22 protein-coding genes and 2 pseudogenes are annotated in these 22176 nt (G+C 69.9%); 8 read left to right on the top strand and 16 right to left on the bottom strand.

Annotated features, from left to right (window positions below):
* Nucleotides 1-113 precede the first annotated feature (113 nt).
* The gene (locus E3O28_RS04880) at nt 114-752 is read left to right on the top strand and encodes a LysE family translocator (RefSeq protein WP_134415335.1); all 639 of its coding nucleotides are present in this window, start codon (nt 114-116) and stop codon (nt 750-752) included.
* Between the two features lie 177 nt (nt 753-929).
* Here E3O28_RS04880 and E3O28_RS04885 read toward each other — a convergent pair whose 3' ends face one another.
* From E3O28_RS04885 to E3O28_RS04890, 3 genes and pseudogenes are all read right to left on the bottom strand, one after another.
* Nucleotides 930-1334: a hypothetical protein gene (locus tag E3O28_RS04885; RefSeq protein WP_241973021.1), complete on the bottom strand. Its 405-nt coding sequence runs from the start codon at nt 1332-1334 to the stop codon at nt 930-932.
* 82 nt (nt 1335-1416) lie between these two features.
* Nucleotides 1417-1494: pseudogene (locus tag E3O28_RS17300) on the bottom strand (hypothetical protein); the annotation flags it as partial.
* Between the two features lie 77 nt (nt 1495-1571).
* Nucleotides 1572-2117 carry a YbhB/YbcL family Raf kinase inhibitor-like protein gene (locus E3O28_RS04890; RefSeq protein ID WP_104099926.1) on the bottom strand — a complete coding sequence of 182 codons (546 nt, stop codon included), beginning with the start codon at nt 2115-2117 and terminating at the stop codon, nt 1572-1574.
* A gap of 119 nt (nt 2118-2236) precedes the next feature.
* Between E3O28_RS04890 and E3O28_RS04895 the strand changes: the two genes are divergently transcribed.
* The 5 genes from E3O28_RS04895 (at nt 2237) to E3O28_RS04915 (ending at nt 7352) form a co-directional block, all read left to right on the top strand.
* Complete coding sequence (locus E3O28_RS04895) at nt 2237-3163, top strand: rhodanese-related sulfurtransferase (RefSeq protein ID WP_134342531.1); 927 nt, start codon at nt 2237-2239, stop codon at nt 3161-3163.
* A 79-nt stretch (nt 3164-3242) separates the two neighbouring features.
* Complete coding sequence (locus E3O28_RS04900) at nt 3243-4457, top strand: cysteine desulfurase-like protein (protein ID WP_134415336.1); 1215 nt, start codon at nt 3243-3245, stop codon at nt 4455-4457.
* An 84-nt stretch (nt 4458-4541) separates the two neighbouring features.
* Nucleotides 4542-5462: an ABC transporter ATP-binding protein gene (locus tag E3O28_RS04905; RefSeq protein ID WP_104099929.1), complete on the top strand. Its 921-nt coding sequence runs from the start codon at nt 4542-4544 to the stop codon at nt 5460-5462.
* A complete protein-coding gene (locus E3O28_RS04910) occupies nt 5459-6301 on the top strand; it encodes an ABC transporter permease (protein ID WP_134415337.1) in 843 nt (280 codons plus the stop codon). The genes E3O28_RS04905 and E3O28_RS04910 overlap by 4 nt, the downstream gene beginning before the upstream one ends.
* A 34-nt stretch (nt 6302-6335) precedes the next feature.
* Entirely contained in the window at nt 6336-7352 is a 1017-nt protein-coding gene (locus E3O28_RS04915; protein WP_134342528.1) for an MDR family oxidoreductase, read from the top strand.
* A gap of 182 nt (nt 7353-7534) precedes the next feature.
* Here the strand turns inward: E3O28_RS04915 and E3O28_RS04920 are convergent, their stop codons facing one another.
* The 12 genes and pseudogenes from E3O28_RS04920 to hemE all read right to left on the bottom strand — a co-directional run bounded on the left by E3O28_RS04920 (nt 7535) and on the right by hemE (nt 17898).
* Nucleotides 7535-7885, bottom strand: a complete 351-nt coding sequence (locus E3O28_RS04920) for a hypothetical protein (RefSeq protein WP_104099932.1) — start codon at nt 7883-7885, stop codon at nt 7535-7537.
* A gap of 88 nt (nt 7886-7973) precedes the next feature.
* Nucleotides 7974-9302: a glutamate-1-semialdehyde 2,1-aminomutase gene (gene hemL, locus E3O28_RS04925; RefSeq protein WP_134415346.1), complete on the bottom strand. Its 1329-nt coding sequence runs from the start codon at nt 9300-9302 to the stop codon at nt 7974-7976.
* A complete protein-coding gene (gene hemB / locus E3O28_RS04930) occupies nt 9302-10291 on the bottom strand; it encodes a porphobilinogen synthase (protein ID WP_134415338.1) in 990 nt (329 codons plus the stop codon). Before hemB ends, hemL begins: the two co-directional genes overlap by 1 nt.
* Before the next feature lie 40 nt (nt 10292-10331).
* Nucleotides 10332-11123 (bottom strand): uroporphyrinogen-III synthase, encoded by a 792-nt coding sequence (locus tag E3O28_RS04935; RefSeq protein ID WP_134342572.1) that lies wholly within the window; start codon nt 11121-11123, stop codon nt 10332-10334.
* On the bottom strand, nt 11123-12076 hold the full coding sequence (hemC, locus tag E3O28_RS04940; protein ID WP_104099936.1) for a hydroxymethylbilane synthase: 954 nt from the start codon (nt 12074-12076) through the stop codon (nt 11123-11125). Before hemC ends, E3O28_RS04935 begins: the two co-directional genes overlap by 1 nt.
* Nucleotides 12073-13167 (bottom strand): ferrochelatase, encoded by a 1095-nt coding sequence (locus E3O28_RS04945; RefSeq protein WP_134415339.1) that lies wholly within the window; start codon nt 13165-13167, stop codon nt 12073-12075. The genes hemC and E3O28_RS04945 overlap by 4 nt, the downstream gene beginning before the upstream one ends.
* Nucleotides 13167-13841, bottom strand: a pseudogene (hemQ, locus tag E3O28_RS04950) (hydrogen peroxide-dependent heme synthase); the annotation flags it as partial. The pseudogene hemQ and the gene E3O28_RS04945, both read right to left, overlap by 1 nt.
* A gap of 159 nt (nt 13842-14000) precedes the next feature.
* The gene (locus E3O28_RS04955; RefSeq protein WP_104099939.1) at nt 14001-14324 is read right to left on the bottom strand and encodes a DUF3618 domain-containing protein; all 324 of its coding nucleotides are present in this window, start codon (nt 14322-14324) and stop codon (nt 14001-14003) included.
* Nucleotides 14314-14730, bottom strand: coding sequence for a phage holin family protein (locus E3O28_RS04960; protein ID WP_166784747.1), 417 nt, complete (start codon nt 14728-14730; stop codon nt 14314-14316). The genes E3O28_RS04955 and E3O28_RS04960 overlap by 11 nt, the downstream gene beginning before the upstream one ends.
* Nucleotides 14731-14761: 31 nt before the next feature.
* On the bottom strand, nt 14762-15094 hold the full coding sequence (locus E3O28_RS16510) for a hypothetical protein (protein ID WP_174720183.1): 333 nt from the start codon (nt 15092-15094) through the stop codon (nt 14762-14764).
* A gap of 88 nt (nt 15095-15182) precedes the next feature.
* Complete coding sequence (hemG, locus tag E3O28_RS04970; protein ID WP_134342524.1) at nt 15183-16664, bottom strand: protoporphyrinogen oxidase; 1482 nt, start codon at nt 16662-16664, stop codon at nt 15183-15185.
* Nucleotides 16665-16692: 28 nt separating this feature from the next.
* The gene (gene hemE / locus E3O28_RS04975; RefSeq protein WP_134415340.1) at nt 16693-17898 is read right to left on the bottom strand and encodes a uroporphyrinogen decarboxylase; all 1206 of its coding nucleotides are present in this window, start codon (nt 17896-17898) and stop codon (nt 16693-16695) included.
* A 71-nt stretch (nt 17899-17969) separates the two neighbouring features.
* Here hemE and E3O28_RS04980 point away from each other — a divergent pair, with 71 nt between their 5' ends.
* Nucleotides 17970-19334 carry a glutamyl-tRNA reductase gene (locus tag E3O28_RS04980; RefSeq protein WP_134400980.1) on the top strand — a complete coding sequence of 455 codons (1365 nt, stop codon included), beginning with the start codon at nt 17970-17972 and terminating at the stop codon, nt 19332-19334.
* An 88-nt stretch (nt 19335-19422) separates the two neighbouring features.
* The gene (locus tag E3O28_RS04985) at nt 19423-20487 is read left to right on the top strand and encodes an alcohol dehydrogenase catalytic domain-containing protein (RefSeq protein ID WP_134342522.1); all 1065 of its coding nucleotides are present in this window, start codon (nt 19423-19425) and stop codon (nt 20485-20487) included.
* A 249-nt stretch (nt 20488-20736) separates the two neighbouring features.
* On the opposite strand, the gene E3O28_RS04990 is transcribed toward E3O28_RS04985, so the two are convergent.
* The gene (locus E3O28_RS04990) at nt 20737-22122 is read right to left on the bottom strand and encodes a glycine--tRNA ligase (RefSeq protein ID WP_104099945.1); all 1386 of its coding nucleotides are present in this window, start codon (nt 22120-22122) and stop codon (nt 20737-20739) included.
* Nucleotides 22123-22176 lie beyond the last annotated feature (54 nt).

Here is a 22176-nt window from a genome sequence, read left to right on the forward strand (position 1 = left end):
TTACCACAGTGCCTCCGGTTGAGCGTGCCCGTTCCGCGGGTCACTCTCGACCGGACCAGGCACACTCGCGACAGCGGATGCCCCGGACTCCCGGCCGGGTTAACCTTTCGTATATGGTCCCATTGCCCAACCCGCTGACGTTCGCGCTGGCATCCGTCGCCCTGATCGTGCTGCCCGGACCCACCGTGCTGTTCGTGATCGGGCGGTCCCTGGCGCTCGGACGCCTCGGCGGCCTGCTGAGCGTGCTCGGCAACGCCCTCGGGCTGATCCCGGTGGTCGCGGCCGTCGCGCTGGGCCTCGGCGCAATCGTGACCGGGTCGATCGTGGTGTTCACGACGATCAAGTTCGCCGGCGCCGCGTACATCGTCTACCTCGGCGTGCAGGCCATCCGGCACCGGCACGCGGCCGCCCGGAGCATCGGTCTGAGCAGCGTGCCGAAGACGAAGTGGCGCCTGCTGGCCGAGGGATCGGTCGTGGGGATCAGCAACCCCAAGTCGATCGTGTTCTTCGTGGCCGTGCTGCCCCAGTTCGTGGACTACTCGGCCGGGGCCGTCCCGCTGCAGCTGCTGACCCTGGGCCTTGTGTTCGTGCTGCTTGCCCTGCTCGGCGACAGCGTGTGGGCCCTCGCGGCAGGCTCGGCCCGCGATTGGTTCGCCTCGTCCCCCCGCCGCATGGAGCACCTCTCCGCGGGCGGCGGCGTCATGATGATCGGCCTCGGCGGCGTGCTCGCCGCCACGGGCGCCCAAGCCTGACCTTGCCCCCGGTGGTCGACCGCGGTTCCGATATCGGCCCCGAAAGTCGGGCCTGTCGGACCCGGTGAGCCGATGTCCGAAGGTTTCTCTGCGGCCCGCATCCGTCGCGGCGCACCCGGTGGAAGCTGGCGGACCGTAGAACATGCGCCGGCTTCCACAGGGTGCGCCATGAACGTTCTAAGCGACGGTTGCGACGGTTGCGACGGTTGCGACGGTTGCGACGGCCGCGAGCGGCACCCCGGCGACGCGGCGCACGAAGGCACCCAGGCGGCGGTAGACCTCTTGCGATTCCGGATGTGCGGCGTCCTGCTGCCAGGTGTGGCGCGTGTTGGTCTGCTTCCGGTCGTAGATCAGCGCGTCGACCGCGATGGAGCGCCGGCGCAGCGCAGCGATGAAATTGAGGTTTGCCCGGTTGAAGTGGTCACGCTCCGAGGTGGTCACGAACACCGGCGGGAACCCACGCTCGAGCCACTCGATCGGGGACATGAACCGGGCCGCGGTACGCAGCACGACCCCGCGGCCGCGCTCCGGCAGCAGCATCCGCAGAAGATTCAGGCTCAGCACGAATCCGCGCTCGAACATCACCGAGATGTCGGCGATGTTCGAGCACGATCCGGTGGGGATCCCCGCCGAACTCCTCGATGTGGCGGGCCACCCAGCGCAACACCTCGTTGCCGTCGTCCAACATGTGCTTCAGCTGGAAGCGCGTCGCCATCCGGTAGTTCGCGTTGACGACGATCATGCCGTCGACCGCCTGGCTGGCCGCGTACTCCGTCAGCGGCGCCTTGTCGCCCGTGGACAACCTCGGAAGACCTCAGCTCAGGGGTTGTGGGCGGCTCCTCCGTGCACACCCGTGGCCTCGAGCACCGCGCGCGCCAGGGTGTGGAAGTGCAGGTTGAACCCCAGCACGGCCGGCGTGGAGTCCGGGTCGATGTCGAGCCGGGCCACGTCGACCGCGTGCACGATGAACTGGTACCGGTGCGTGCCGGTGCCGGCCGGAGGGCTCGCGCCGACGAAAGCCGACTGACGGCCTTCATTGGGCAGGGTCACGGCACCCCTCGGCAGCAGCCGGCCGCCCGGAGCGCCGGCGTCTGCGGGCAGGGCCACGCAGTCGGCCGGCAGGTTGACGACCGCCCAATGCCAGAATCCGGACCCGGTCGGAGCGTCCGGGTCGTACAGGGTCACCGCGAAACTCTTCGTGTCGGCCGGGAATCCCGACCACTCCAGGTGCGGGGACAGGTTCCGGCCGCCGGAGCCGGTGCCGTACTGCGCCGCGGTGAGGGGCACTCCGTCGGTCATGTCCGTGCTCGTCAGCGTGAATAGCGGTACAGCGCCGAACCGGGCGAGAGGATCGTTCTGGGCCATTGGGCCTCCAATTGGTTGCCAGAAGCTTAGCCAGCCGGCCACCCGGCCCGCGCCCCCCACCCAGGCACCCACCCGGATATCAGCCGATTACCAGCCGGCGAACTCGGTAAAATGGCGCGGTGGCTATTCCGAAGATCCTGCTCTATTACGTCTTCACCCCGCTGGCCGACCCCGAGGCCGTGCGTCTCTGGCAGCGAGACCTGTGCGAATCGCTGGGCCTGCGCGGGCGAATCCTGATCTCCACCGACGGCCTCAACGGCACCGTCGGCGGCGATCTTCCCGCGATCAAGCGCTATCTGCGCAAGACTCGGGACTACGCCCCGTTCAAGAATCTCGACGTCAAGTGGAGCGAGGGCACCGGGCTCGATGAGCAGGGTTTGAGCCTCGACTTCCCCCGGCTGGTCGTGAAGGTGCGGGATGAGATCGTGAGCTTCGGCGCACCCGGCGAGTTGCGCGTCGACGCCGGCGGCGTGGTCGGCGGCGGCGCCAAGCTCTCCCCGGCCGAGCTGCACGCCCTCGTCGGTGAGCGCGGCGACGAGGTCGTTTTCTTTGACGGCCGCAACGCGTTCGAGGCCGAGATCGGCCGCTTCCAGAACGCGATCGTGCCGGATGTCGCCAACACCCGCGAGTTCGTGGCTGAGCTGGAGAGCGGCACGTACGACCACCTCAAGGACAAGCCCGTCGTCACCTACTGCACCGGCGGCATCCGCTGCGAGGTGCTCAGTTCCCTGATGAAGGAGCGCGGCTTCGGCGAGGTCTACCAGCTTGACGGCGGCGTCGTGCGCTACGGCGAGGCCTTCGGCGACGACGGCCTCTGGAACGGTTCGCTCTACGTCTTCGACCAGCGGATGTCGCTGGACTTCAGCGACCATACCGCCGTGATCGGGCGCTGCTTGGTGTGCGGTGAACCGACGAAGAACCTGCTCAACTGCCGAGATCCCTCCTGCCGGGAACAGCTCGTCGTCTGCCCGGGCTGCGTCGCTGCCAAGGCCCCGGCGTGCGCGGCCCACGCCACCGCCCACGCTGACGCGCACACCCGGGCCTGACCGGCCGCGGTGCGCCCTCTCGCAGATGCCGACATGCTACTTCCCCGGGGCAGGAGGCGGGGCTGTGATTGGATGCACTGTGACCTTTGATGCGCAGACGATCCGACCCAGCTTTCCCGCCCTCGCCACCGGCACGGCCTTCTTCGACGGCCCGGGCGGCACCCAGACCCCCCTGGCGGTCGGTTCCGCGATCGCGTCGACCCTGACCGGTCCGCTCTCGATCCGGGGAACCGGAAGTACCTCCCAGCAGAACGCGGAGGACGCCGTCACCGGGTTCCGGAGCGCCATGGCGGATCTGCTCGGCGCCGAAGAACGCGGAATCGTCTACGGACGCAGCGCCACGCAGCTGACCTACGACCTGGCGAACGCCCTGTCCGCCGGATGGGGCCCGGGCGACGAGGTCGTGGTCACCCGGCTCGACCACGACGCGAACATCCGCCCGTGGATGCAGGCCGCCGACCGGGCCGGCGCCACGGTGCGTTGGGCGGACTTCGACCCGGCCACCGGTGAGCTGAGCGTCCCGGACATCGCCGCGGTCCTCAGCGAGCGCACCCGGCTGGTAGCCGTGACCGCCGCCTCCAACCTGATCGGCACGCGCCCGCCCGTGGCGGCGATCGCCCGGCTCGCACATTCCGTCGGCGCGCTCCTCTACGTCGACGGCGTGCACTACACGCCGCACGCGTCGGTGGACGTCGCGGCGCTGGGAGCAGACTTCTTCGTCTGCTCGGCCTACAAGTTCTTCGGTCCGCACTGCGGGATTCTCGCTTCCGCGCCCGCGCTGCTCGAAACGATATATCCCGACAAGCTGGTGCCCTCGAGCGACCAGGTGCCCGAGCGTTTCGAGCTGGGTACGCTCCCCTACGAGACGATGGCGGGGGTCACGGCTGCCGTCGAATTCCTCGCCGGCCTCGGCGACGCCGCGCCGGCCGGGGCCTCTCGGCGGGAGCGCCTGATCCGCTCGTCCCAGGCTCTCGAACACCACGAGGAGACCCTGCGCGGCAAACTGGAGGCCGGCCTGGCGGAGCTGCCGGGGGCGCGACTGCACTCGAGGGCTGCCGTGCGCACACCCACCGTGCTGGTCACGTTCACCGGCCACGACACCGCGGATGCGTCCCGCCACCTGTGCAAGCAGGGCATCCTCGCCCCCGCCGGCTCGTTCTACGCCCTCGAAGCCTCCCGGCACCTCGGACTCGGCGACCGTGGCGGCCTGCGGATCGGCCTCGCCCCCTACAACACCGTCGATGAGGTGGCCCGGCTGCTCGCCGCACTGCGCGTCTTCCTCCGCGTCACCTGACCCGGTCGTCTCCGCCCCTAGGCTGGAACCAGATCCCAGAGATCGACTATCAGCGCGGGACTACCAGCAACGAAGGGGGAACGGATGCCGGTCGGCGCGGTCATCGAGTTCAGCAACATCACCAAGACGTTCGGCAACGTCACCGCGGTGGACAACCTGTCCTTCACCGTGGAGCCCGGCCGGGTCACCGGCTTTCTCGGCCCCAACGGCGCCGGAAAGACCACCACGCTGCGCATGCTGCTCGGGCTGGTCGCGCCCACGTCCGGCACGGCCACCATCGACGGCATCCGCTACCGTGACCTGCCGCGCCCGCTGCAGACCGTCGGGGCCGCCCTGGAGGCAGCCAGCTTCCATCCCGGCCGCAGTGCCCGGAACCACCTGGCGGTCTACGCCATCGCGGCGGGGCTGCCCTCCGCCCGCATCGACGCGGTGCTGCACACGGTCGGCCTCGGCGCACACGGCGCCCAGCGTGTCGGCGGCTTCTCGCTCGGCATGCGGCAGCGGCTCGGCCTGGCCTTCACCCTGCTCGGCGACCCCGGCGTGCTCGTGTTGGACGAGCCGATCAACGGGCTCGACCCGGAGGGGATCAAATGGATCCGCGGCTTCCTCCGCACCATGGCCGACGAGGGGCGCACGGTCCTGGTCAGCTCCCACCTGCTCTCCGAGGTGCAGCAGAGCGTCGACGACGTGATCATCATCGCCGACGGAGCCCTCGTGCACCGAGGCACCCTGTCGAGCCTCGAGACCGAGGCGGCGCCGCGCATCCTGGTCGACTCCCCCGACCGCACTGCTCTTGAGGCCGCCCTCAGCCAGGCCGGCATCGAGTTTTCCACCGGGCGCACCGGGTTGTTCGCCGCTGCGCCCGACCCGGCCCTGATCGGCCACATCGCGTTCTCGGCCGGCGTGGAACTCAGCGCTTTGCACCGGGAGAGGAAGGGGCTCGAGGAGGCATTCCTCGCCCTCGTGAACGGCCACGCAAACGGAAACGGAGGCGAGTCGCGATGACGTCCTTCAGCCGCGCCCTCGGTGCCGAGTTCGCCAAGCTCGGCACAACGCGCCTGTGGTGGGTCCTCGCCGCGGTCATGTTCGGTTATATCGCCCTGCTCGCCGGCGGCCTCTCGGCGCTGTTCGCGGGGATCGAGAGCGGCGCGATCAGCCCGGATGCCGCCGGTACCGGATCCCAGGGACTCGCCGGGTTCGGCAGCCTCCCACCCCTGATCTACAGCTTCGCGTCATCCGTCGGCTATGTCTTCCCGGTTCTGCTCGGGGCCCTCGCCACCACGGGCGAATTCCGGCACCAGACCCTCACCCCCACGTTCCTCGCCAATCCCAGGCGGGCCCAGGTGCTCGGGGCCAAGACGATCGCTCTCTTCGTGGTCGGCGCGGTCTTCGGGGTCGTCGCGCTGCTCGCATCCGTCGGCGTCGGCGCGCTCGTCATCAACGCGTTCGACGTCGACCCGCTGCTGGCCGATAGCGCTACCTGGGCGCTGATCGGCCGCACGGTGCTCGCCATGGCCATCTGGTCGACCATCGGTGTGGGCCTCGGCGTGCTCGTGCATAGCCAAGTGGCGTCGATCGTCATCGTGCTCGCCTTCACCCAGTTCGTCGAACCGCTGCTGCGCTTCGCATCCCTGTTCACCGACGTGACGCGAGGGATCGGCAACTACCTGCCGGGGGCCGCCTCCGATGCCCTGGTCGGCGCGAGCTTTTTCACCCTCGCCGCGCCGGGAGGCACCCCGGCGGCGCTGCTCGAGTGGTGGCAGGGCGGGCTCGTCCTCATGGCATACATGCTCGCCGCGACCGTGATCGGCTATGCGGTCAGCTGGAAGCGCGACGTCACCTGACCACCTGACCCGAACGCCCGCGTAGTCTCGACGCATGGGTATTGAGACTGAGTTCCGGGCCATCGTCGTCGACCGCATCGAAAATGCCGAGGGCCGGAAGACGCAGAGCGCGGCCATTCGCGTGGTTGACGACGGCTTCCTGATGGCCGGCGACGTCACCATCGCGGTCGAGTACTCAAGCATCAACTACAAGGACGGGCTCGCCCTGATGGGCCGCCCCGGGGTCGTGCGCGCCTGGCCCCTGGTCGCCGGGATCGACCTGGTCGGAACGGTCGAGCAGAGCGCCGACCCGCGCTGGTCGGCCGGAGACCAGGTCATCCTCAACGGGGCCGGTCTGAGCGAGACGCACCACGGCGGGTTGGCCGAACGGGCCCGCGTGTCGGGGGGCTCCCTGGTGCGGCTGCCGAACGGTATCAGCGCCGTGCGGGCCGCCGCGATCGGCACGGCCGGGTTCACCGCCATGCTGTCCGTGCTTGGCCTCGAACGGGGTGGGGTCACGCCGGAGTCCGGTGCCGTGCTCGTGACCGGCGCTGCCGGCGGGGTCGGCAGCGTCGCCGTGGCACTGCTCGCCGCCCGCGGCTTCCAGGTGCACGCGTCAACCGGCCGCATCGATGAGCTCGGGGACTACCTGCGCGGGCTCGGTGCCGTCGAACTCGTCGATCGCCGCACCCTCAGCGAGGCCGGCAAACCGCTGCAGGGCCAGCGCTGGGCCGGGGCCGTCGATTCGGTCGGCAGCGCCACCCTCGCCAACGTCCTCGCCCAGACGAACTACGGCGGAGTGGTCACCTCCTGCGGCCTGGCCCAGGGGGCCGACCTTCCGGCCACGGTCATGCCCTTCATCCTGCGCGCCGTCAGCCTGATCGGGATCAATTCGGTCGAGGCTCCGCTCGCCCAGCGCGAGGAGGCCTGGCAGCGCCTCGCCTCGGACCTCGACCTGGGCCTGCTCGACCACCTCACCCAGGTGATCCCGCTGGAGGCGAGCTTCGATGCCGCCGCGGGCATCCTCGCGGGCACCATGCACGGTCGAACCGTCGTCGACGTGCGCCGCTAGCACGCGACTCCGAGGCTGCGGCTGCGGCTGCCGCTGCCGCTGCCGCTGCGGCTTAACGTCGTCCCGAACGAATCCGACGGAGATTTTGCTCAAAACAGGCCCTAAACATCCGTTTCAGTCCGGAATCGGTAGAATCTCCGTCGAATCGGTTCGACAGCGGACGTGCTCGACCAGTGGGACGGTCAACCGCCGAGCTTGAGCGACGCGATCAGGTCCGGGGCGTGGTTGGTGGTCAGGATCACCCGGGAGAACTCGTCGTCAATGAGGTCGATCACGACCGCCTGGCGCTTGCGCTTGATCGCCAGGAAGTCCTTGCCGCCGCGGAACTTCCAGGTGCCCACCGCGACCACCAGGGGCAGGCCCACCCCGGGAGAACGGATCCCGCGGATCCAGATCCACGGGTCATCCGTGATCGTCACCGAACGGATGTTCCCGCGCGGCACGACGATGTCCTCGCGCCGCAGGGCGAGGGTCTTCTCCGCTTTCGTGAGGTGGATCTCAAGCCGGTCAGGGTGAACGCGGAGGGAAGCCATGCGTCTAGTCTGCCTGTTCCGGGACGAAATCCACCTGTCGGAACCTCACAAAGGAATAACTCCCGGGTGTACGGGTCACACCTGCGGGTCACACCTGCGGGGTCGCGGCGGCCGCGGCCTTCGCTGCGGCAGGGAGGGCGTCAAGGATCCAGCCGACCGCGCTCTCGTCGTGGGCGTTGGAGACGAACCAGGCCTCGAACACGGACGGCGGCAGCGAAACGCCCTGATCCAGCATGGAGTGGAAGAACGGACCGTAGCGGAACGTCTCCTGGCGCTGCACCTGAGCGTAGTTCCGAGGCGCGCTGGCGGCGGCTTCGGTACCGAATACGAAGCTGAACAGGTTGCCGGCCCGCTGCACGCTGTGCGCGACACCCTCGGCCGAGAAGGCGGCGGAGACAGCCTCGGAGAGCAGCAGCGCGGTGGCGTCGATGCGCTCGTAGACGCTCTCGTCTAGGGCCCGCAAGGTGGCGATGCCGGCGGCGACCGCCACCGGGTTCCCGGAGAGCGTGCCGGCCTGATAGACCGGGCCGTTCGGAGCCAGGAAGTCCATCACGTCGGCGCGACCGCCGAGGGCCGCCACCGGCAGGCCTCCGCCGATGACCTTGCCGTAGGTGAACAGGTCCGGCGTGTAGTCCGCCTGCCCCTGGCCCACGGTGTCCAGTCCCCAGTAGCCGGCCGGATGCACCCGGAAGCCGGTGAGGACCTCGTCGATGATGAGGAGCGCGCCTTGCTCGTGCGCGAGGGCGGTGAGCGCGGCGTTGAAGCCGGCGTCGGGAGCCACGACACCCATGTTCGCCGCCGCCGCCTCGGTGATCACGGCGGCGATCCGGCCCGGGTGCGCCTCGAAGGCGACTCGTACGGCATCCAGGTCATTGTACGGCAGCACGAGGGTCTGCGCGGCCGTCGCTGCCGTGACCCCGGCCGAGCCGGGCAGGGCCAACGTGGCCAGGCCGGACCCTGCCTGAGCCAGCAGTCCGTCCGAGTGACCGTGGTAATGCCCGGCGAACTTGATCAGCAGGTCGCGACCGGTGAAACCGCGGGCCAGACGGATGGCCGTCATGGTGGCCTCGGTGCCGGTCGAGACCAGGCGCAGCTTCTCGACCGCGCCGACGCGTTCCTCGATCAGTTCGGCCAGGATGGTCTCGCCGGGCGTAGAGGCACCGAAGGACAGGCCGAGCGCGGCGGCATCCTGCACCGCCTGCACGACCTCCGGGTGGGCGTGGCCGAGGATGGCCGGGCCCCAGGAGCTGACCAGGTCGACGTATTCACGCCCGTCCGAGTCGGTGACATAGGCGCCCTTCGCTTTCACCAGGAACAGCGGGGTGCCCCCGACCGACTGGAAGGCCCGAACGGGTGAGTTCACTCCGCCGGGGATGGCGCGCTGCGCGCGGGCGAAGAGATCGTCGTTGCGGGACATCATCGGGCCTGACTTTCGTTGAACCAGGTGGCCAGTTCGACCGCCCAGTAGGTGAGCACGGCGTCCGCTCCGGCGCGACGGATGCTGAGCACGGACTCCTCGATGGCCCGGCGGCGGTCGATCCAGCCGTGGGCGGCTGCGGCCTCAATCATCGCGTATTCACCGGATACCTGGTAGGCCCAGACCGGAACGTCACTGACGGCGGCGACCTCGGCGAGCACGTCGAGATAGCTGCCGGCGGGCTTCACCATCACGATGTCGGCGCCCTCCTGGATGTCGAGCCGGGCCTCGCGCACGCCCTCCCGGCGGTTCGCCGGGTCGAGCTGGTAGCTGCGCCGGTCACCGTCGAGGGTTGACTCCACCGCGTCGCGGAAGGGACCGTAAAAGGCCGAGGCGTACTTGGCCGAGTAGGCGAGCACGGCCGTATCGACGTAGCCGTTCTGGTCGAGCGCCTGGCGCACGGCGGCAACCTGGCCGTCCATCATTCCGCTCAGGCCGAGCAGCTGCGAGCCGGAGGCCGCCTGCACGAGCGCCATGTCGCAGTAGCGCTCGAGGGTGGAATCGTTGTCGACGCTGCCGTCTGCGCCGACCAATCCGCAGTGGCCGTGGTCGGTGAACTCGTCGAGGCAGAGGTCGGTCTGCACGACGAGGGCGTCGCCGACCTCGTCGGCCAGCGCGCGGGTGGCGGCGTTGAGGATGCCGTCGGGATCGGTCGCCCCGGAGCCGACGGCGTCGCGCACGGTCGGCACCCCGAAGAGCATGACGCCGCCGATGCCCGCTCCCGCGGCCTCGGTCACCGCCCGCCGGGCGCTGTCAATGGTGTGCTGAACCACCCCGGGCATCGACTGGATCGGCATCGGGTCGCCGCTGCCCTCCCGCACGAACATCGGAAGAACCAATTCGGAGGGGTGCAGACGGATTTCGCTGGCCAGGCGACGGAGCGCGGGAGTGGTGCGCAACCGTCGCGGGCGGATGACGGGGTTTATCACCCGTCAATGCTACGTCGCCGGGCCGGGCGTGCGCGAACCGTCAGCGGGATTGGGCGACGTGCACCAGGGCCTGGATCAAGGACTCGGCGCTGGGCGAGTCGGCCACGACGTCGACGCGCAGGCCGATGGCCGCCGCATCCCGCGCCGTGCGCGGCCCGATGCAGGCCACCACGGTCGATTCGGGGATCGGCCCGAGTTGGTCCTGCACCTGCTGCGCCACGCTTCCGGAGGTGACGAGCAGGGCCTGGACAGTGCCGGCCGCGACGTCCGCGACGACGCGCTGGTCGACCGGGACGCCGATGGTGCGGTATGCGACGACCGATTCGACGTCGTGGCCGATCCGGCGCAGCCCCTCGGTCAGCAGCGGCTTGGCGATTTCCGAGCGGAGAGTGAGGATGCGCAGCGGCACCTGGCCCGAGGTGGCCGTTTCCCACTCCTCGAGGAGTCCGCGGGCCGAGTTGTCTTCGGAGGGGACGATGTCGACCCGGTAACCGGCCGCGATCAGGGCCGCGGCCGTTGTCTCGCCGACCGCCGCGATGCGCGTGGACGCGGCCACGACGGCACGGTGCGACGACAGAACGTCAACGGTCGTGGCGCTGGTCACGGTCATCCAGTCGAAGTCGCCCGCCGCGAGGCGTGCCAGGGCGGCCTCGAGCGCGGGGGCGTCGTCGGTCGGGGCGAAGTTGATCATGGGGGCCACGATCGGCTGGGCGCCCTTGGAACGCAGGTCGGCGGCGACGTGGTCGCCCCACGGGCCGCCGCGCGGCACGAGAACCCGCCAGCCGGTGAGCGGCTTGGCGAGACTGGCTTTTGTCTTGTAACGCGAGTTCATCACGAAGTCACCTTGATCGGGGCGAAGTCGGCAGCGCCGCCGGCGAGCAGGTCAAACGAAACACGGTTGGACACGTCTTGCGCGGCTTCGGCCAGGTGCGCAATGGAGTGGGAGTCGGGGGTGGCGGCATGGGAGCTCACGACGCTGCGGGAGCCGTCCGGGCTGTACACCGTGGCGGTGAGGAACAGGAGCCCGTCGTCGATCGCGGCCATGGCGCCGATGGGCGCGGCGCAGCCGGCTTCGAGCCGCTCCAGCACCAGACGCTCGGCCATGACGGTGGTCTGGCTGGTCGAGTGATTGATCGCAGTGAGGGCCGTGGCGAGAGTACGGTCGAGCTTCCCGTCGCGCACCTCGAGCGCGAGCGCGCCCTGGCCGGGAGCGGTCGGCCAATCCGACAGTTCCAGGTATTCGCCGTCCACGGACTCGAGCAGCGCGAGCCGGCTGAGGCCCGCGGCGGCGAGCACGACGGCGTCGAGGTCGCCCTCGGCCACACGGTTCAGACGGGTCTCCACGTTGCCACGGATGTCCACGACGTCCAGGTCCGGGCGCAGCGATCGCAGCTGGGCGGCCCGGCGCGGTGACCCTGTGCCGACTCGCGCGCCCTCGGGCAGCGTGGTCAGGTTCAGCCCATCGCGGGCGCACAGCACGTCGCGCGCATCCGCACGCTTCGGGGTGGCGCCGATTCGGAGGCCCGGGTAGGCGGCCGTCGGCAGATCCTTGAAGGAATGCACGACGACGTCGCATTCTTCGGCCAGGAGCGACTCCCGCAGGGCGCTGGCGAAGACGCCCGTGCCGCCCAGGCTTGACAGAGACTCGCGGGAGGTGTCGCCGTGCGTCGTGACCGTGACGATTTCGACCTCGGAGCCGGACGCGGTCGCGATGCGGTTCGCAATCGCAGTGGTCTGCGCCAGGGCGAGCGCGCTGCCACGGGTTCCGACGCGGATCAGGCTCACGGAGCCATCCCGGCGACGGCCGGCTTGAAGCCCAGGCGCACGTTCTCGCAGCAACCGGGGCGGCAGACGTCGTACCAGGGTCCGAGGTCGGTCTCGTGCGGACGAGCGTCGGCGGGGGTGTCGTTCACGCGCTCCTCAACCAGGTCGATGAGCCCGCTCACGAAGGCCGGGTCGACGCCGGGCGTCGGCACCCGCACGGACACGAGGCCGAGGTCCCCGGCGGTCTCGGTGGCCTCGTTGTCGAGGTCCCACATGACCTCCATGTGGTCACTGACGAAGCCGAGCGGCACGATGACGATGGCACGGATGCCCCGCTCCGGCAGCAACGCGATGGCGTCGTTGATGTCGGGCTCGAGCCACGGCATGGTGGGCGGCCCGCTGCGGGACTGGAAGACCAACTGCCACGGGGTGTCCACCCCGACCATGACCTTCTGGGCGACGGCGAGGTGCTGCGCCGCGTAGGCGCCGCCCTCGCCGAAGCCGCGCTCGGCCGGGCCGCTCTTGTTGGCGTCGGTCATCGGGATCGAGTGGGTCGAGAACAGGATTTCGACCTCGGTGGCCAGGTCGATTCCGGGGACCTGGGCCACGACATCCGCGAGCCCCTTCTGGAGGGCGGTCACGAACGGGGTGACGAATCCGGGGTGGTCGAAGAACTGGCGCACCTTGTCGATGTGCACCACGCCCTCCAGCCCGGTCGCGGTCAGCGCGGCCGCGAAGTCCTCGCGGTACTGGCGGCAGCCGGAGTAGGAGCTGTAGGCGCTGGTGGCGATGGCCAGGAGCCGGGTCTGGCCGTTGTCGTTGGCCTCGCTGATGGTGTCGCGCAGGTAGGGTGCCCAGTTGCGGTTGCCCCAGAGCACGGGCAGGTTGATGCCGCGGCGTTCGAGTTCGGCCTGGAGCGCGGCGCGAAGCACACGGTTCTGGTCGTTGATCGGGCTGACCCCGCCGAAGTGGCGGTAGTGCTTGGCGACCTCTTCGAGGCGCTCCTCGGGGATGCCGCGCCCGCCGGTGACGTTGCGCAGGAACGGGATCACATCGTCCTGACCCTCGGGGCCGCCGAAGCCGGCGAGCAGGATGGCATCGTAGGTAGTCATTACTGCAGAACCTCCACCAGTTCGGCCGTCGAGATGCGGCGGCCGGTGTAGAACGGGACCTCTTCGCGCACGTGGCGGCGCGCCTCGGTGTTGCGCAGTTCGCGCATCAGGTCGACGAGCTCGGTGAGCTCGTCGCTTTCGATCGGCAGCAGCCACTCATAGTCGCCGAGGGCGAACGAGGAGACGGTGTTGGCGATGGCTCCGCGGAAGGCCGCGCCCTTGCGGCCGTGGTCGGCGAGCATGGCGCTGCGCTCGGCCTCCGGCAGCAGGTACCACTCGTAGCTGCGCACGAACGGGTAGAGGGTCAGCCAGCCCTTCGGCTCCACTCCGCGCAGGAACCCAGGCACATGGCTCTTGTTGAACTCGGCGTCGCGGTGCACGCCCATGGCGTTCCAGGTCGGCAGGAGGCTTTTGAGGAGGCGGCTACGACGCAGCTGGCGGTGGGCCCACTGCAGGGTCTCGGCCTCCGGTGCGTGGGTCCAGATCATCACGTCGGCGTCGGCGCGGAGCCCGGAGACGTCGTAGAAGCCGCGGACGGTGACGCCCTCGGCCTCAACGAGACCGATGACGTCGTCGAGCTCCAGGACGGCTCGGGGCACATCGTGGCCGTCGAGGTCGTCCGGGTTGCTCGGATCTTTGCGCAGCACAGCGAAGAGCGTGAAACCCTGCGGCGACGCGTCTGGCGCGTCAGTCGTTCCGTGGGTCTCGGCAGAGGTGGTGGAGTGAGGTGGGTTTACTGCCTCTCCGGCAGCCGGGTGAGTCATAACTACTAGTCTCTACTCCTTTGCCGCGAGAGCCAAAACTGCGCGGTCGGGTACCGGCTTCCGTTGACCTCAGCGGCGCTGCACGGCCCTGACACCGAGCCAGATGGCGCCCACCGCGGCCGTGGCCGCGCCCAGGACGATGCCGGCCAGTGCGAGGGGATTCTTCTCGCCGAGTTCGCGCAGGCGCACGTTGGCCAGGCGCGAGCGTACGCGCAACTGCCTCGGCACGTTGAGCCTGTACTCGATCGCGTCGAGCGTTTGCGCGAGTTCGACGCGGGCACGGGCGGCCTCGGCGCGCAACTCGGTCTTGGTGCGCGGAACGGCCTCAACCGTGACAGCTGCGACGCTCCCGCGGACGGCCTCATGTGTCGTCGTGTTCACTTCAGTGCTCATATTTGCCAACTCCCTTGAGGGCGTCGACGTCGCGACGGATGCTTTCCGTCACGCCGTCCGGATCCGATGACGTTCCAGCCTGCAGCCGGTTTCTGCCGACCAGCCCCAACAGGAGCGCGAGCAGCAACAGGGCGACCGCCACGATCAGGGTCGCGAGCCAGAGCGGCAGGACGAGGGCGAGCGCGATGACCGCGAGGGCGACCAGCACCAGAGCCGCGAAGAACGCGAACAGGGCCGCCCCGACGAAGAGCCCGATGCCCAGCCCGATGTTCTTGGCCTTACCGGCGAACTCCGCCTTAGCCGCGTCGAGTTCGGCCTTGACCAGGGCGATGATCTGACCGGGCAGCTCACCGAGAAGGTCGAACGTCGATTTCCGGCTCTTCGGGTTGAATTCGCTGTTTCTCACAGTTTCCCCTTCGTTCGGAGTGTCGCGGTGATTATTTCGTGGTGGTGTCGTCGGCGACCGTCGTCGGTGCGGTCGGCGCTGCGGTCGCCGGCGTCGGCACGGTGTAACTGGTCCCGGACGTCTTGGACGCCTTGGACTGCAGGGCCGAGGCGATCTTCTTGCCGGTCTCGAGGAGTGCCGACGGCACATCCCCGACCCGCTCGAGCGCGAAGTCGCGAGCCTCGTTCACCCGGCGCTGAACGGGCGGCGCGTTCCATACGTTGTCTGCCGCGGCCACGATCTGGTCGTAGCGCTTGCGCCCGGCGCGCGCGCCGAGGACGTATCCGACGAGTCCACCCGTGATGAACAGAAGCTTTCCCCGCATTGTCACTCCATTCCTCAAGGTGCACGTATCCCTCAGAGTATCCCCCATTAGGGATAAGAGCAGGTCGGCACGGCCGGTGACCCGGCGATCAGATGCCGAGGGCCTCCTGCCGGGTGCGGGAGGCCGCGGCGACGGCATCCGGGATCACCGAGGCCAGGCCGGTGCCGGCGAGCCACGCACCCGTGAGTTCGAGTCCCGGGGTGGCGGCCACGACCTCGCGCACCTGGTCGACCCGCTCGGGTGCGCCGACGGTCGCGGGCGAGAGGGCATCGCCCCAGACCGTGCGCGCGAAACCGCGCACGGCGGTCGCGTCGAGGTCGACGCCCAGGATCGTGCGGGCGTCCGCCAGGGACAGCGCGAGGAGCTCGTCATCGCGAAGACCGGCGGTGGGGCTGTCCTGGCCGGCGCGACCGTAGGACAGACGGATGACGTGTCGGCCCGGTCCGGCGGCCTCGGCCAGCCAGTCCCACTTCGCGGTCACGTGGGTGAGCGCCTTGGCGGTGACCCCGGGGGTCGCGGCCGCGACCAGCACGCCGGTGCCGCGCGGGTGCAGGTCGAGCTCCGGGGCGTCGATGACGATCGTGGCCAGCTCGATCGCCGTCGGCTGCGGCCAGTCGAGTTCGGCGAGCGCCGCATGGGCCGGGCTCAGGCCGGCCAGTAGGCCGAGCGCCTGCGCGCCTGGAGTCGCGATGATCACGAAGTGGGCGTCGAGGGTGGTCTCCGGCGCCGGGGCTGCCGGCGCGTCTGCGTCCGCCGCCGTGTCCGGTGCCGCGCAGGTGGCCGTCCAGGTGGGCGCGTCCTCGGTGCCGGAGCGCTGCAATGCGGTGACCGGGGCATCCGTCACGATCTCGGCGCCGAAGTGCACGAGGTCGGCCACCAGAGCGGTCACGAGCCGGAACATGCCGCCCCGGAGCCCGGCCACGTTCGAGCCGGCCGGGGCGCCGGAGCGCAACGACAGCACGGCCCCGGAGAGCGAACCCGTCACCGTGAGGGCGGAGTTGAGGCCCGGGGCCACGACGTCGATCTCGAGATCGTCGGCCGCGGACGAGTACACCCCCGCGGTCACGGGTTCGACGAGCCGTTCGAGCACGCGGCGCCCCATGCGCTTGCGCACGAGTTCACCCAGGCTGTGTTCCCGGCCGATCGTCAACACCGGCATCAGCCGGTCCGCGTAGGCGCGCCAGGCGCCACTCCAGCCGATCACGCGGCGCACGTCGTCGGCGAGCGGAGAACCGGGGATGCCGAGCACGCCGGCCTTGGGCAGCGGAACACTGACCGAACCATTCGGCACGCGGTCGTCGGGCAGGTGCAGCCACGCGCCGGCGGGGTTCGGCGCGACAACCTCGTCGGACAGACCGAGGTCGGCGATGAACTCGGCCACCGCGTCGCGCCGCACGGCGAAGCTCTCGGCACCGCTGTCGAGAGTGAGGCCGGCCACTTGGTGGCTGCCGAGTGCTCCGCCCGGCACACCGGTGGCTTCGAGCACGGTCACGCTGAGTCCGACCCGGGCGCAGGCTCGGGCGGCGATCAGGCCCGCCACCCCTCCACCGATGACGATGACGTCTTTCATTCGCGCCCCCTGAGCCTGCGTGCGATTGTCAGGACGCGGACGGCGCGGCGGCCGGGGCTTCCGGGACGGCGGCTTCCGGGACGGCGGCGGCCGGGCCGGCGGAGACTGCGGTGACCTCGTGCACGAAGGCCACCAGGCGAGTCAGCACGTTCGGGTCGGTCATCGGCGGAACGCCGTGGCCCAGGTTCAGCACGTGGGACGGTGCCGTGCGCCCACGCTCGAGCACGTCGAGGACATGCGCTTCGAGCACCGGCCACGGTGCCGCGAGGAGCGCCGGATCGACGTTGCCCTGCACCGGGACCAGTCCGCCGAGGCGACGGTTGGCTTCATCGAGCGGCACCCGGTAGTCGACTCCGACGACGTCGGCGCCCACCCCGTGCATCTCCCTGAGCAGCTCGCCCGTGCCCACTCCGAAGTGCACAACGGGCACGTTGCGGCGCACGGATGCGACGCCCTCGGCATCTGTGCCCGCGGCGCCCTCGCCATAGGTGAGGTCGCGCACGTGGGCGATCGCCGCGGTGGAGGCAGGAGCGACGAAGCGCGTGTAGTCGGCCAGCGAGAGCGCGCCGGCCCAGGAATCGAATAGCTGGGCGGCGCTGGCGCCGGCCAGAACCTGCGCGCGCAGGAATCGTCCGGTGACCTCGGCCGTCCACTCCATCAGGGTGGCCCAGGCGTCGGGGTCCGCATGCATGAGCGTGCGAGCGTTGATGTGGTCCTTCGACGGACCGCCCTCCACGAGATAGGCCGCCAGCGTGAACGGGGCCCCGGCGAATCCGATCAGCGGCGTCGAGCCGAGCTCGGCGACTGTGCGCGCGACCGCCGCGGTGATCGGGGCGAGGTTCCCCTCAAGCACGGCAGGGTCGAGAGCAGTGAGCTCCGCGACATCCTTCGCCGTGCGCACGGCCGTGCCGAGGACGGGGCCGGTGCCTGCGACGATCTCGACGTCGACGCCCACGAGCTTGAGCGGAATGACGATGTCGCTGAAGAGGATGCCGGCGTCGACGTTGTGGCGGCGCACCGGCTGCAGCGTGATTTCGCTCGCCATCTCCGGGTCGAGGCAGGCGTCGAGCATGCGCGTACCGACCCGCAGCGAGCGATATTCGGGCAGCGAACGGCCAGCCTGGCGCATGAACCAGACGGGGGTGACGTCTGGCCTGGTGCCCTGGTAGGCGCGGATGAGACGTGAATCGGCCGTGAGTCCGGTTGCGAGTGGGTGTTGCGCGTCGAGGTTCATTATCTAGATTCTGTCAAACTTCCGACACTCGGGCGATTCGGGCCCTCAGCCACAGGTCGTAGACTCGTCTGGTGTTGATCTGCCTGTCCGCCAGCCATAAGAACTCCAGCTTCGACGTGCTGGAGAAATTGTCTGTCGGTGCGAACGACACGGCGGGTGGCATTCTCGAGCGGCACCCGGCCCTGGTCGGTGCCGTGGTCGTGGCCACCTGCAACCGGTTCGAGGCCTACCTCGACCTCGACGAACCGCTCGGCTCCTCCCCACTTTCGGCCGTGCACGCCGCCATCGACGGCGTCAGTGCGAGCACCGGCGTGGCCGTCGACGTTCTGCGGAACACCCTGGACCTGGTGCACGGCAGCGGCGTCGCCGAGCACCTCTTCGCCGTGACGAGCGGCCTCGAATCGGTGGTCGTCGGCGAGGGCGAAATCGCCGGCCAGGTGCGCCGCTCCCTCGAGCAGGCCCGGCTCTCCCGCACCACCAGCCCCGAACTCGAACGCCTCTTCCAGCGTGCGTCGCAGACCTCGCGGGGCGTCAAGAACCGCACCGGCATCGGAGCCGCGGGACGTTCACTCGTGCGCCTGGCCCTCGAACTGGCCGAAAGCCGCATCACGGACTGGGCCCAGACCCGCGTGCTCCTGGTCGGCACGGGCCGTTACGCGGGGGCTTCCCTCGCCGCGCTGCGGGACCTCGGCGCCGAGGACGTGCGGGTGTACTCCCCCTCGGGCCGCGCTCAGAAGTTCGCCACCTCGCATCAGATCACCGCCGTCGCCGAGTCGGCGTTCGCCATCGAAGCCGCCGAGGCCGACCTGATCCTCACCTGCACGACCGCCGACACCCACGTGATCGACGCGGCCCTGCTCCACTCGGGCCGCGCACTCTCCCTGCAGCTCCCGGCCGCCGAAGCGCGCACACTGCCCTCCTGCCCGATGACGGATGCCCCGACCGAGATCCCGCGCCGGCTCATCATCGACCTGGGTCTGCCGCGCAACGTCGACCCGGACGTCACCGACCTGGCCGGCGTCGAGCTGCTCGACCTCGAGACCATCCGCATCCACGCGCCGCTCGAGGAGCTCAACGCCACCAGCGACGCCCGACTGCTCGTGGGCCGCGCCGCCCGCAAGTTCTCCGCGGTTGCCGAGGAGCAGAGCCTCGCCCCGGCCGTCGTGGCCCTTCGCAGCTACGTCTTCGACCTCCTCGACGGTGAGATCGAACGGGCGCGCAACCGCGGCGACAACAGCGAGCAGACCGAGGCGGCCCTGCGCCACTTGGCCGGCGTGCTTCTGCACACCCCGATGGTGCGATCCCGCGAGCTGGCCCGAGCGGGCGAGCAGGCCGCATTCCTGACCGGACTCGATGCCCTGTTCGGAGTCCAGGTTGAGCTGCCCGCCGCCGGGACCGCGGCCACGGTCGCCGATATCGGCCCCGTGGCATCCTGACGGTGGGCGGCCTGGCCCCGCACGGTGCGAGCGCACACGGTGCGAGCCTGCACGGTGCGAGCGTGCACAGCACGGCCGGGATCCGCGGGTGAGAGCCGTCTGGTTCGACGCGTTCGGTGCCGTACCCGAGCTGCGGGAGGTTCCTGACCCGGTGCCGTCCGCGTCCGGGGTCGTCGTGCGAGTGGAGGCCACCGGCCTCTGTCGCAGCGACTGGCACGGCTGGCTCGGGCACGACGCCGGCATCGCCCTGCCGCACGTTCCGGGCCACGAGCTCGTCGGCGTGATCGACGCCGTGGGGCCCGAGGTGCGCCGCTTCGCCGTGGGCCAGCGCGTCACCGTGCCGTTCGTCTGCGCCTGCGGCGACTGCCCGGAGTGCCGGGACGGCAACGGCCAGGTCTGCCGCAACCAGACCCAGCCCGGCTTCACCCACTGGGGCTCCTATGCGGAGCGGGTGGCCCTGCACAACGCCGACGTCAACCTGATCGCGATTCCCGTTGGACTGGATGCCGGCGCCGCCGCACTGCTCGGCTGCCGCTTCGCCACCTCCTATCGCGGACTCGTGCATCAGGCCCGGTTGCAGGCGGGCGAGACCCTCGTCGTGGTCGGCTGCGGCGGCGTCGGTCTCTCCGCGGTCATGATCGGCGCGGCGCTCGGTGCGACCGTGATCGCCGTGGACATCAGTGCCGCGGCCCGTGAGACGGCCGCGCGAGTGGGCGCGACCTTCACGGTGGACTCCGCCGGGCTCTCGAACGATGAGGTGGTGGCGCGGATCCGCTCGGTGACAGGCAGGGGCACGGATGCGGGTGCGGGTGCGCAGGTCAGCGTCGAGGCGCTCGGCCGGGAGAGCACGGTGGGCATCGCCATCCGTTCACTGGCAACCCGGGGACGCCACGTCCAGATCGGATTGCTGGCGGAAGACCCACGGCTTCCGCTCGGCGACGTCATCGCCCGCGAACTGACCGTGATGGGCAGCCACGGGATGCCCGCGGGCGACTATCCGGCCCTGCTGGCCCTGGTCACCTCCGGCCGGCTGCGCCCGCAGGACCTGATCGGCCGCCGCCTCAGCCTGGCCGAGGCGCCCGCCGCCCTCGCCGCCATGAGTGACCCGGCCACGCCGGGCGGCGTTACCCTGATCGAGCTCGCCCGCCCCTGAACTCGTGCGGCGGCGGCTCGCTAGGTATCCGTCTCCCTCCACCTGTGGGGCCAACTCAGGAAAACCGGTGTGTCCGGTCGCCGCGGTGCCGCCGTTCCGGGACCGCCGAAGCTCGCCCGCGGGACTTCTCCTGAGTTAGCACCCCACCGGCACCGGCACCGCCACCGGTATCCCCCGGCCCCAGCACCCCACCGGTACCGCCAGCGGTACCCCCGGCCCCAGCCGAAAGCGCGCGGCCGGCGGACTCGGCTATGCGCCGCGGAGGCGCTCGGCCAGGTAGGCGTCGAGCTTGTCGAGCGGCACGCGCTCCTGCGCCATGGTGTCGCGGTCACGCACGGTGACGGCCTGGTCCTCGAGCGAGTCGAAGTCGACCGTGACGCAGTACGGGGTGCCGATCTCGTCCTGGCGGCGGTAGCGGCGGCCGATGGCGCCGGCGTCGTCGAAGTCCACGTTCCAGGACTCGCGCAGCCGCGCCGCGAGGGACTTGGCCATCGGCGAGAGCGCCTCGTTGCGGGACAACGGCAGCACGGCGACCTTGATCGGCGCCAGGCGCGGGTCGAGTTTCAGCACGGTGCGCTTGTCGACGCCGCCTTTCGCGTTGGGCACTTCCTCCTCGTGGTACGCGTCTACCAGGAACGCCATCAGAGAGCGGGTCAGTCCGGCCGCCGGCTCGATCACGTAGGGAACCCAGCGCTCATTCTTCGTCTGGTCGAAGTAGGACAGATCCTTGCCGGATGCCTCCGCGTGCGTCCTGAGGTCGAAGTCGGTTCGGTTGGCAACACCCTCGAGCTCGCCGAATTCGCTGCCGCTGAAACCGAAGCGGTACTCGATGTCCACGGTGCGCTTGGAATAGTGCGAGAGCTTCTCGGCCGGGTGTTCGAACAGGCGCAGGTTGTCGACGTTGATGCCGAGGCCGGTATACCACTTCAGGCGCTGGTCGATCCAGTACTGGTGCCACGTCTCATCCGTGCCCGGCTCGACGAAGAATTCCATCTCCATCTGCTCGAACTCGCGGGTACGGAAGATGAAATTTCCCGGGGTGATCTCGTTGCGGAAGCTCTTGCCGATCTGGCCGATGCCGAACGGCGGCTTCATGCGAGCAGCCTGCAGCACGTTGGCGAAGTTCACGAAGATGCCCTGCGCGGTCTCGGGGCGCAGGTAGTGCATGCCGGCCTCGTCGTCGACCGGGCCGAGGTAGGTCTTGAGCAGGCCGGAGAAAGCGCGCGGTTCGGTCCAAATATGACGGTTTCCGCAGTTCGGGCAGGGGATGCCGTCGATGCCGCCCTCGGGCGGGCGGCCCTTCTTCTCCTCGAATTCCTCCTCGAGGTGGTCTGCGCGGAAGCGCTTGTGGCAGCTCGTGCACTCGACCAGCGGGTCGCTGAAGACCTCGACGTGACCGGATGCCTCCCACACCTTGCGGGGAAGGATCACCGAGGAGTCGAGGCCCACCACGTTGTCGCGGCTGGTGACCATGAAGCGCCACCACTGCTTCTTGATGTTCTCCTTGAGCTCCACGCCCAGCGGCCCATAGTCCCAGGCAGACCGGGACCCACCGTAGATTTCACCGGCCTGGAACACGAACCCGCGGTGGCGGGCAAGGGCGATGACGGAATCGAGGCGGGAGAGGGCGGCCACGGGGCTCCAATGGTCGAGAGGGCGGGGGATCTGGAAAGCACACAGGACAGGCAG

The organism is Cryobacterium sp. TMT2-14, from assembly GCF_004402465.1.
Taxonomy (GTDB): Bacteria; Actinomycetota; Actinomycetes; order Actinomycetales; family Microbacteriaceae; genus Cryobacterium; species Cryobacterium sandaracinum.

Excerpts from the sequence above, each read along its gene's own strand:
- E3O28_RS04885 (WP_241973021.1), bottom strand. The coding sequence starts at position 1,334 with ATGTTCGAGCGCGGATTCGTGCTGAGCCTGAATCTTCTGCGGATGCTG.
- E3O28_RS04945 (WP_134415339.1), bottom strand. The coding sequence starts at position 13,167 with ATGACTACCTACGATGCCATCCTGCTCGCCGGCTTCGGCGGCCCCGAG.
- E3O28_RS04910 (WP_134415337.1), top strand. The coding sequence starts at position 5,459 with ATGACGTCCTTCAGCCGCGCCCTCGGTGCCGAGTTCGCCAAGCTCGGC.
- E3O28_RS04905 (WP_104099929.1), top strand. The coding sequence starts at position 4,542 with ATGCCGGTCGGCGCGGTCATCGAGTTCAGCAACATCACCAAGACGTTC.
- E3O28_RS04890 (WP_104099926.1), bottom strand. The coding sequence starts at position 2,117 with ATGGCCCAGAACGATCCTCTCGCCCGGTTCGGCGCTGTACCGCTATTC.
- E3O28_RS04955 (WP_104099939.1), bottom strand. The coding sequence starts at position 14,324 with ATGAGCACTGAAGTGAACACGACGACACATGAGGCCGTCCGCGGGAGC.
- E3O28_RS04915 (WP_134342528.1), top strand. The coding sequence starts at position 6,336 with ATGGGTATTGAGACTGAGTTCCGGGCCATCGTCGTCGACCGCATCGAA.
- hemE (WP_134415340.1), bottom strand. The coding sequence starts at position 17,898 with ATGAACCTCGACGCGCAACACCCACTCGCAACCGGACTCACGGCCGAT.
- E3O28_RS04920 (WP_104099932.1), bottom strand. The coding sequence starts at position 7,885 with ATGGCTTCCCTCCGCGTTCACCCTGACCGGCTTGAGATCCACCTCACG.
- E3O28_RS04880 (WP_134415335.1), top strand. The coding sequence starts at position 114 with ATGGTCCCATTGCCCAACCCGCTGACGTTCGCGCTGGCATCCGTCGCC.
- hemG (WP_134342524.1), bottom strand. The coding sequence starts at position 16,664 with ATGAAAGACGTCATCGTCATCGGTGGAGGGGTGGCGGGCCTGATCGCC.
- E3O28_RS04935 (WP_134342572.1), bottom strand. The coding sequence starts at position 11,123 with ATGAACTCGCGTTACAAGACAAAAGCCAGTCTCGCCAAGCCGCTCACC.
- E3O28_RS16510 (WP_174720183.1), bottom strand. The coding sequence starts at position 15,094 with ATGCGGGGAAAGCTTCTGTTCATCACGGGTGGACTCGTCGGATACGTC.
- hemL (WP_134415346.1), bottom strand. The coding sequence starts at position 9,302 with ATGTCCCGCAACGACGATCTCTTCGCCCGCGCGCAGCGCGCCATCCCC.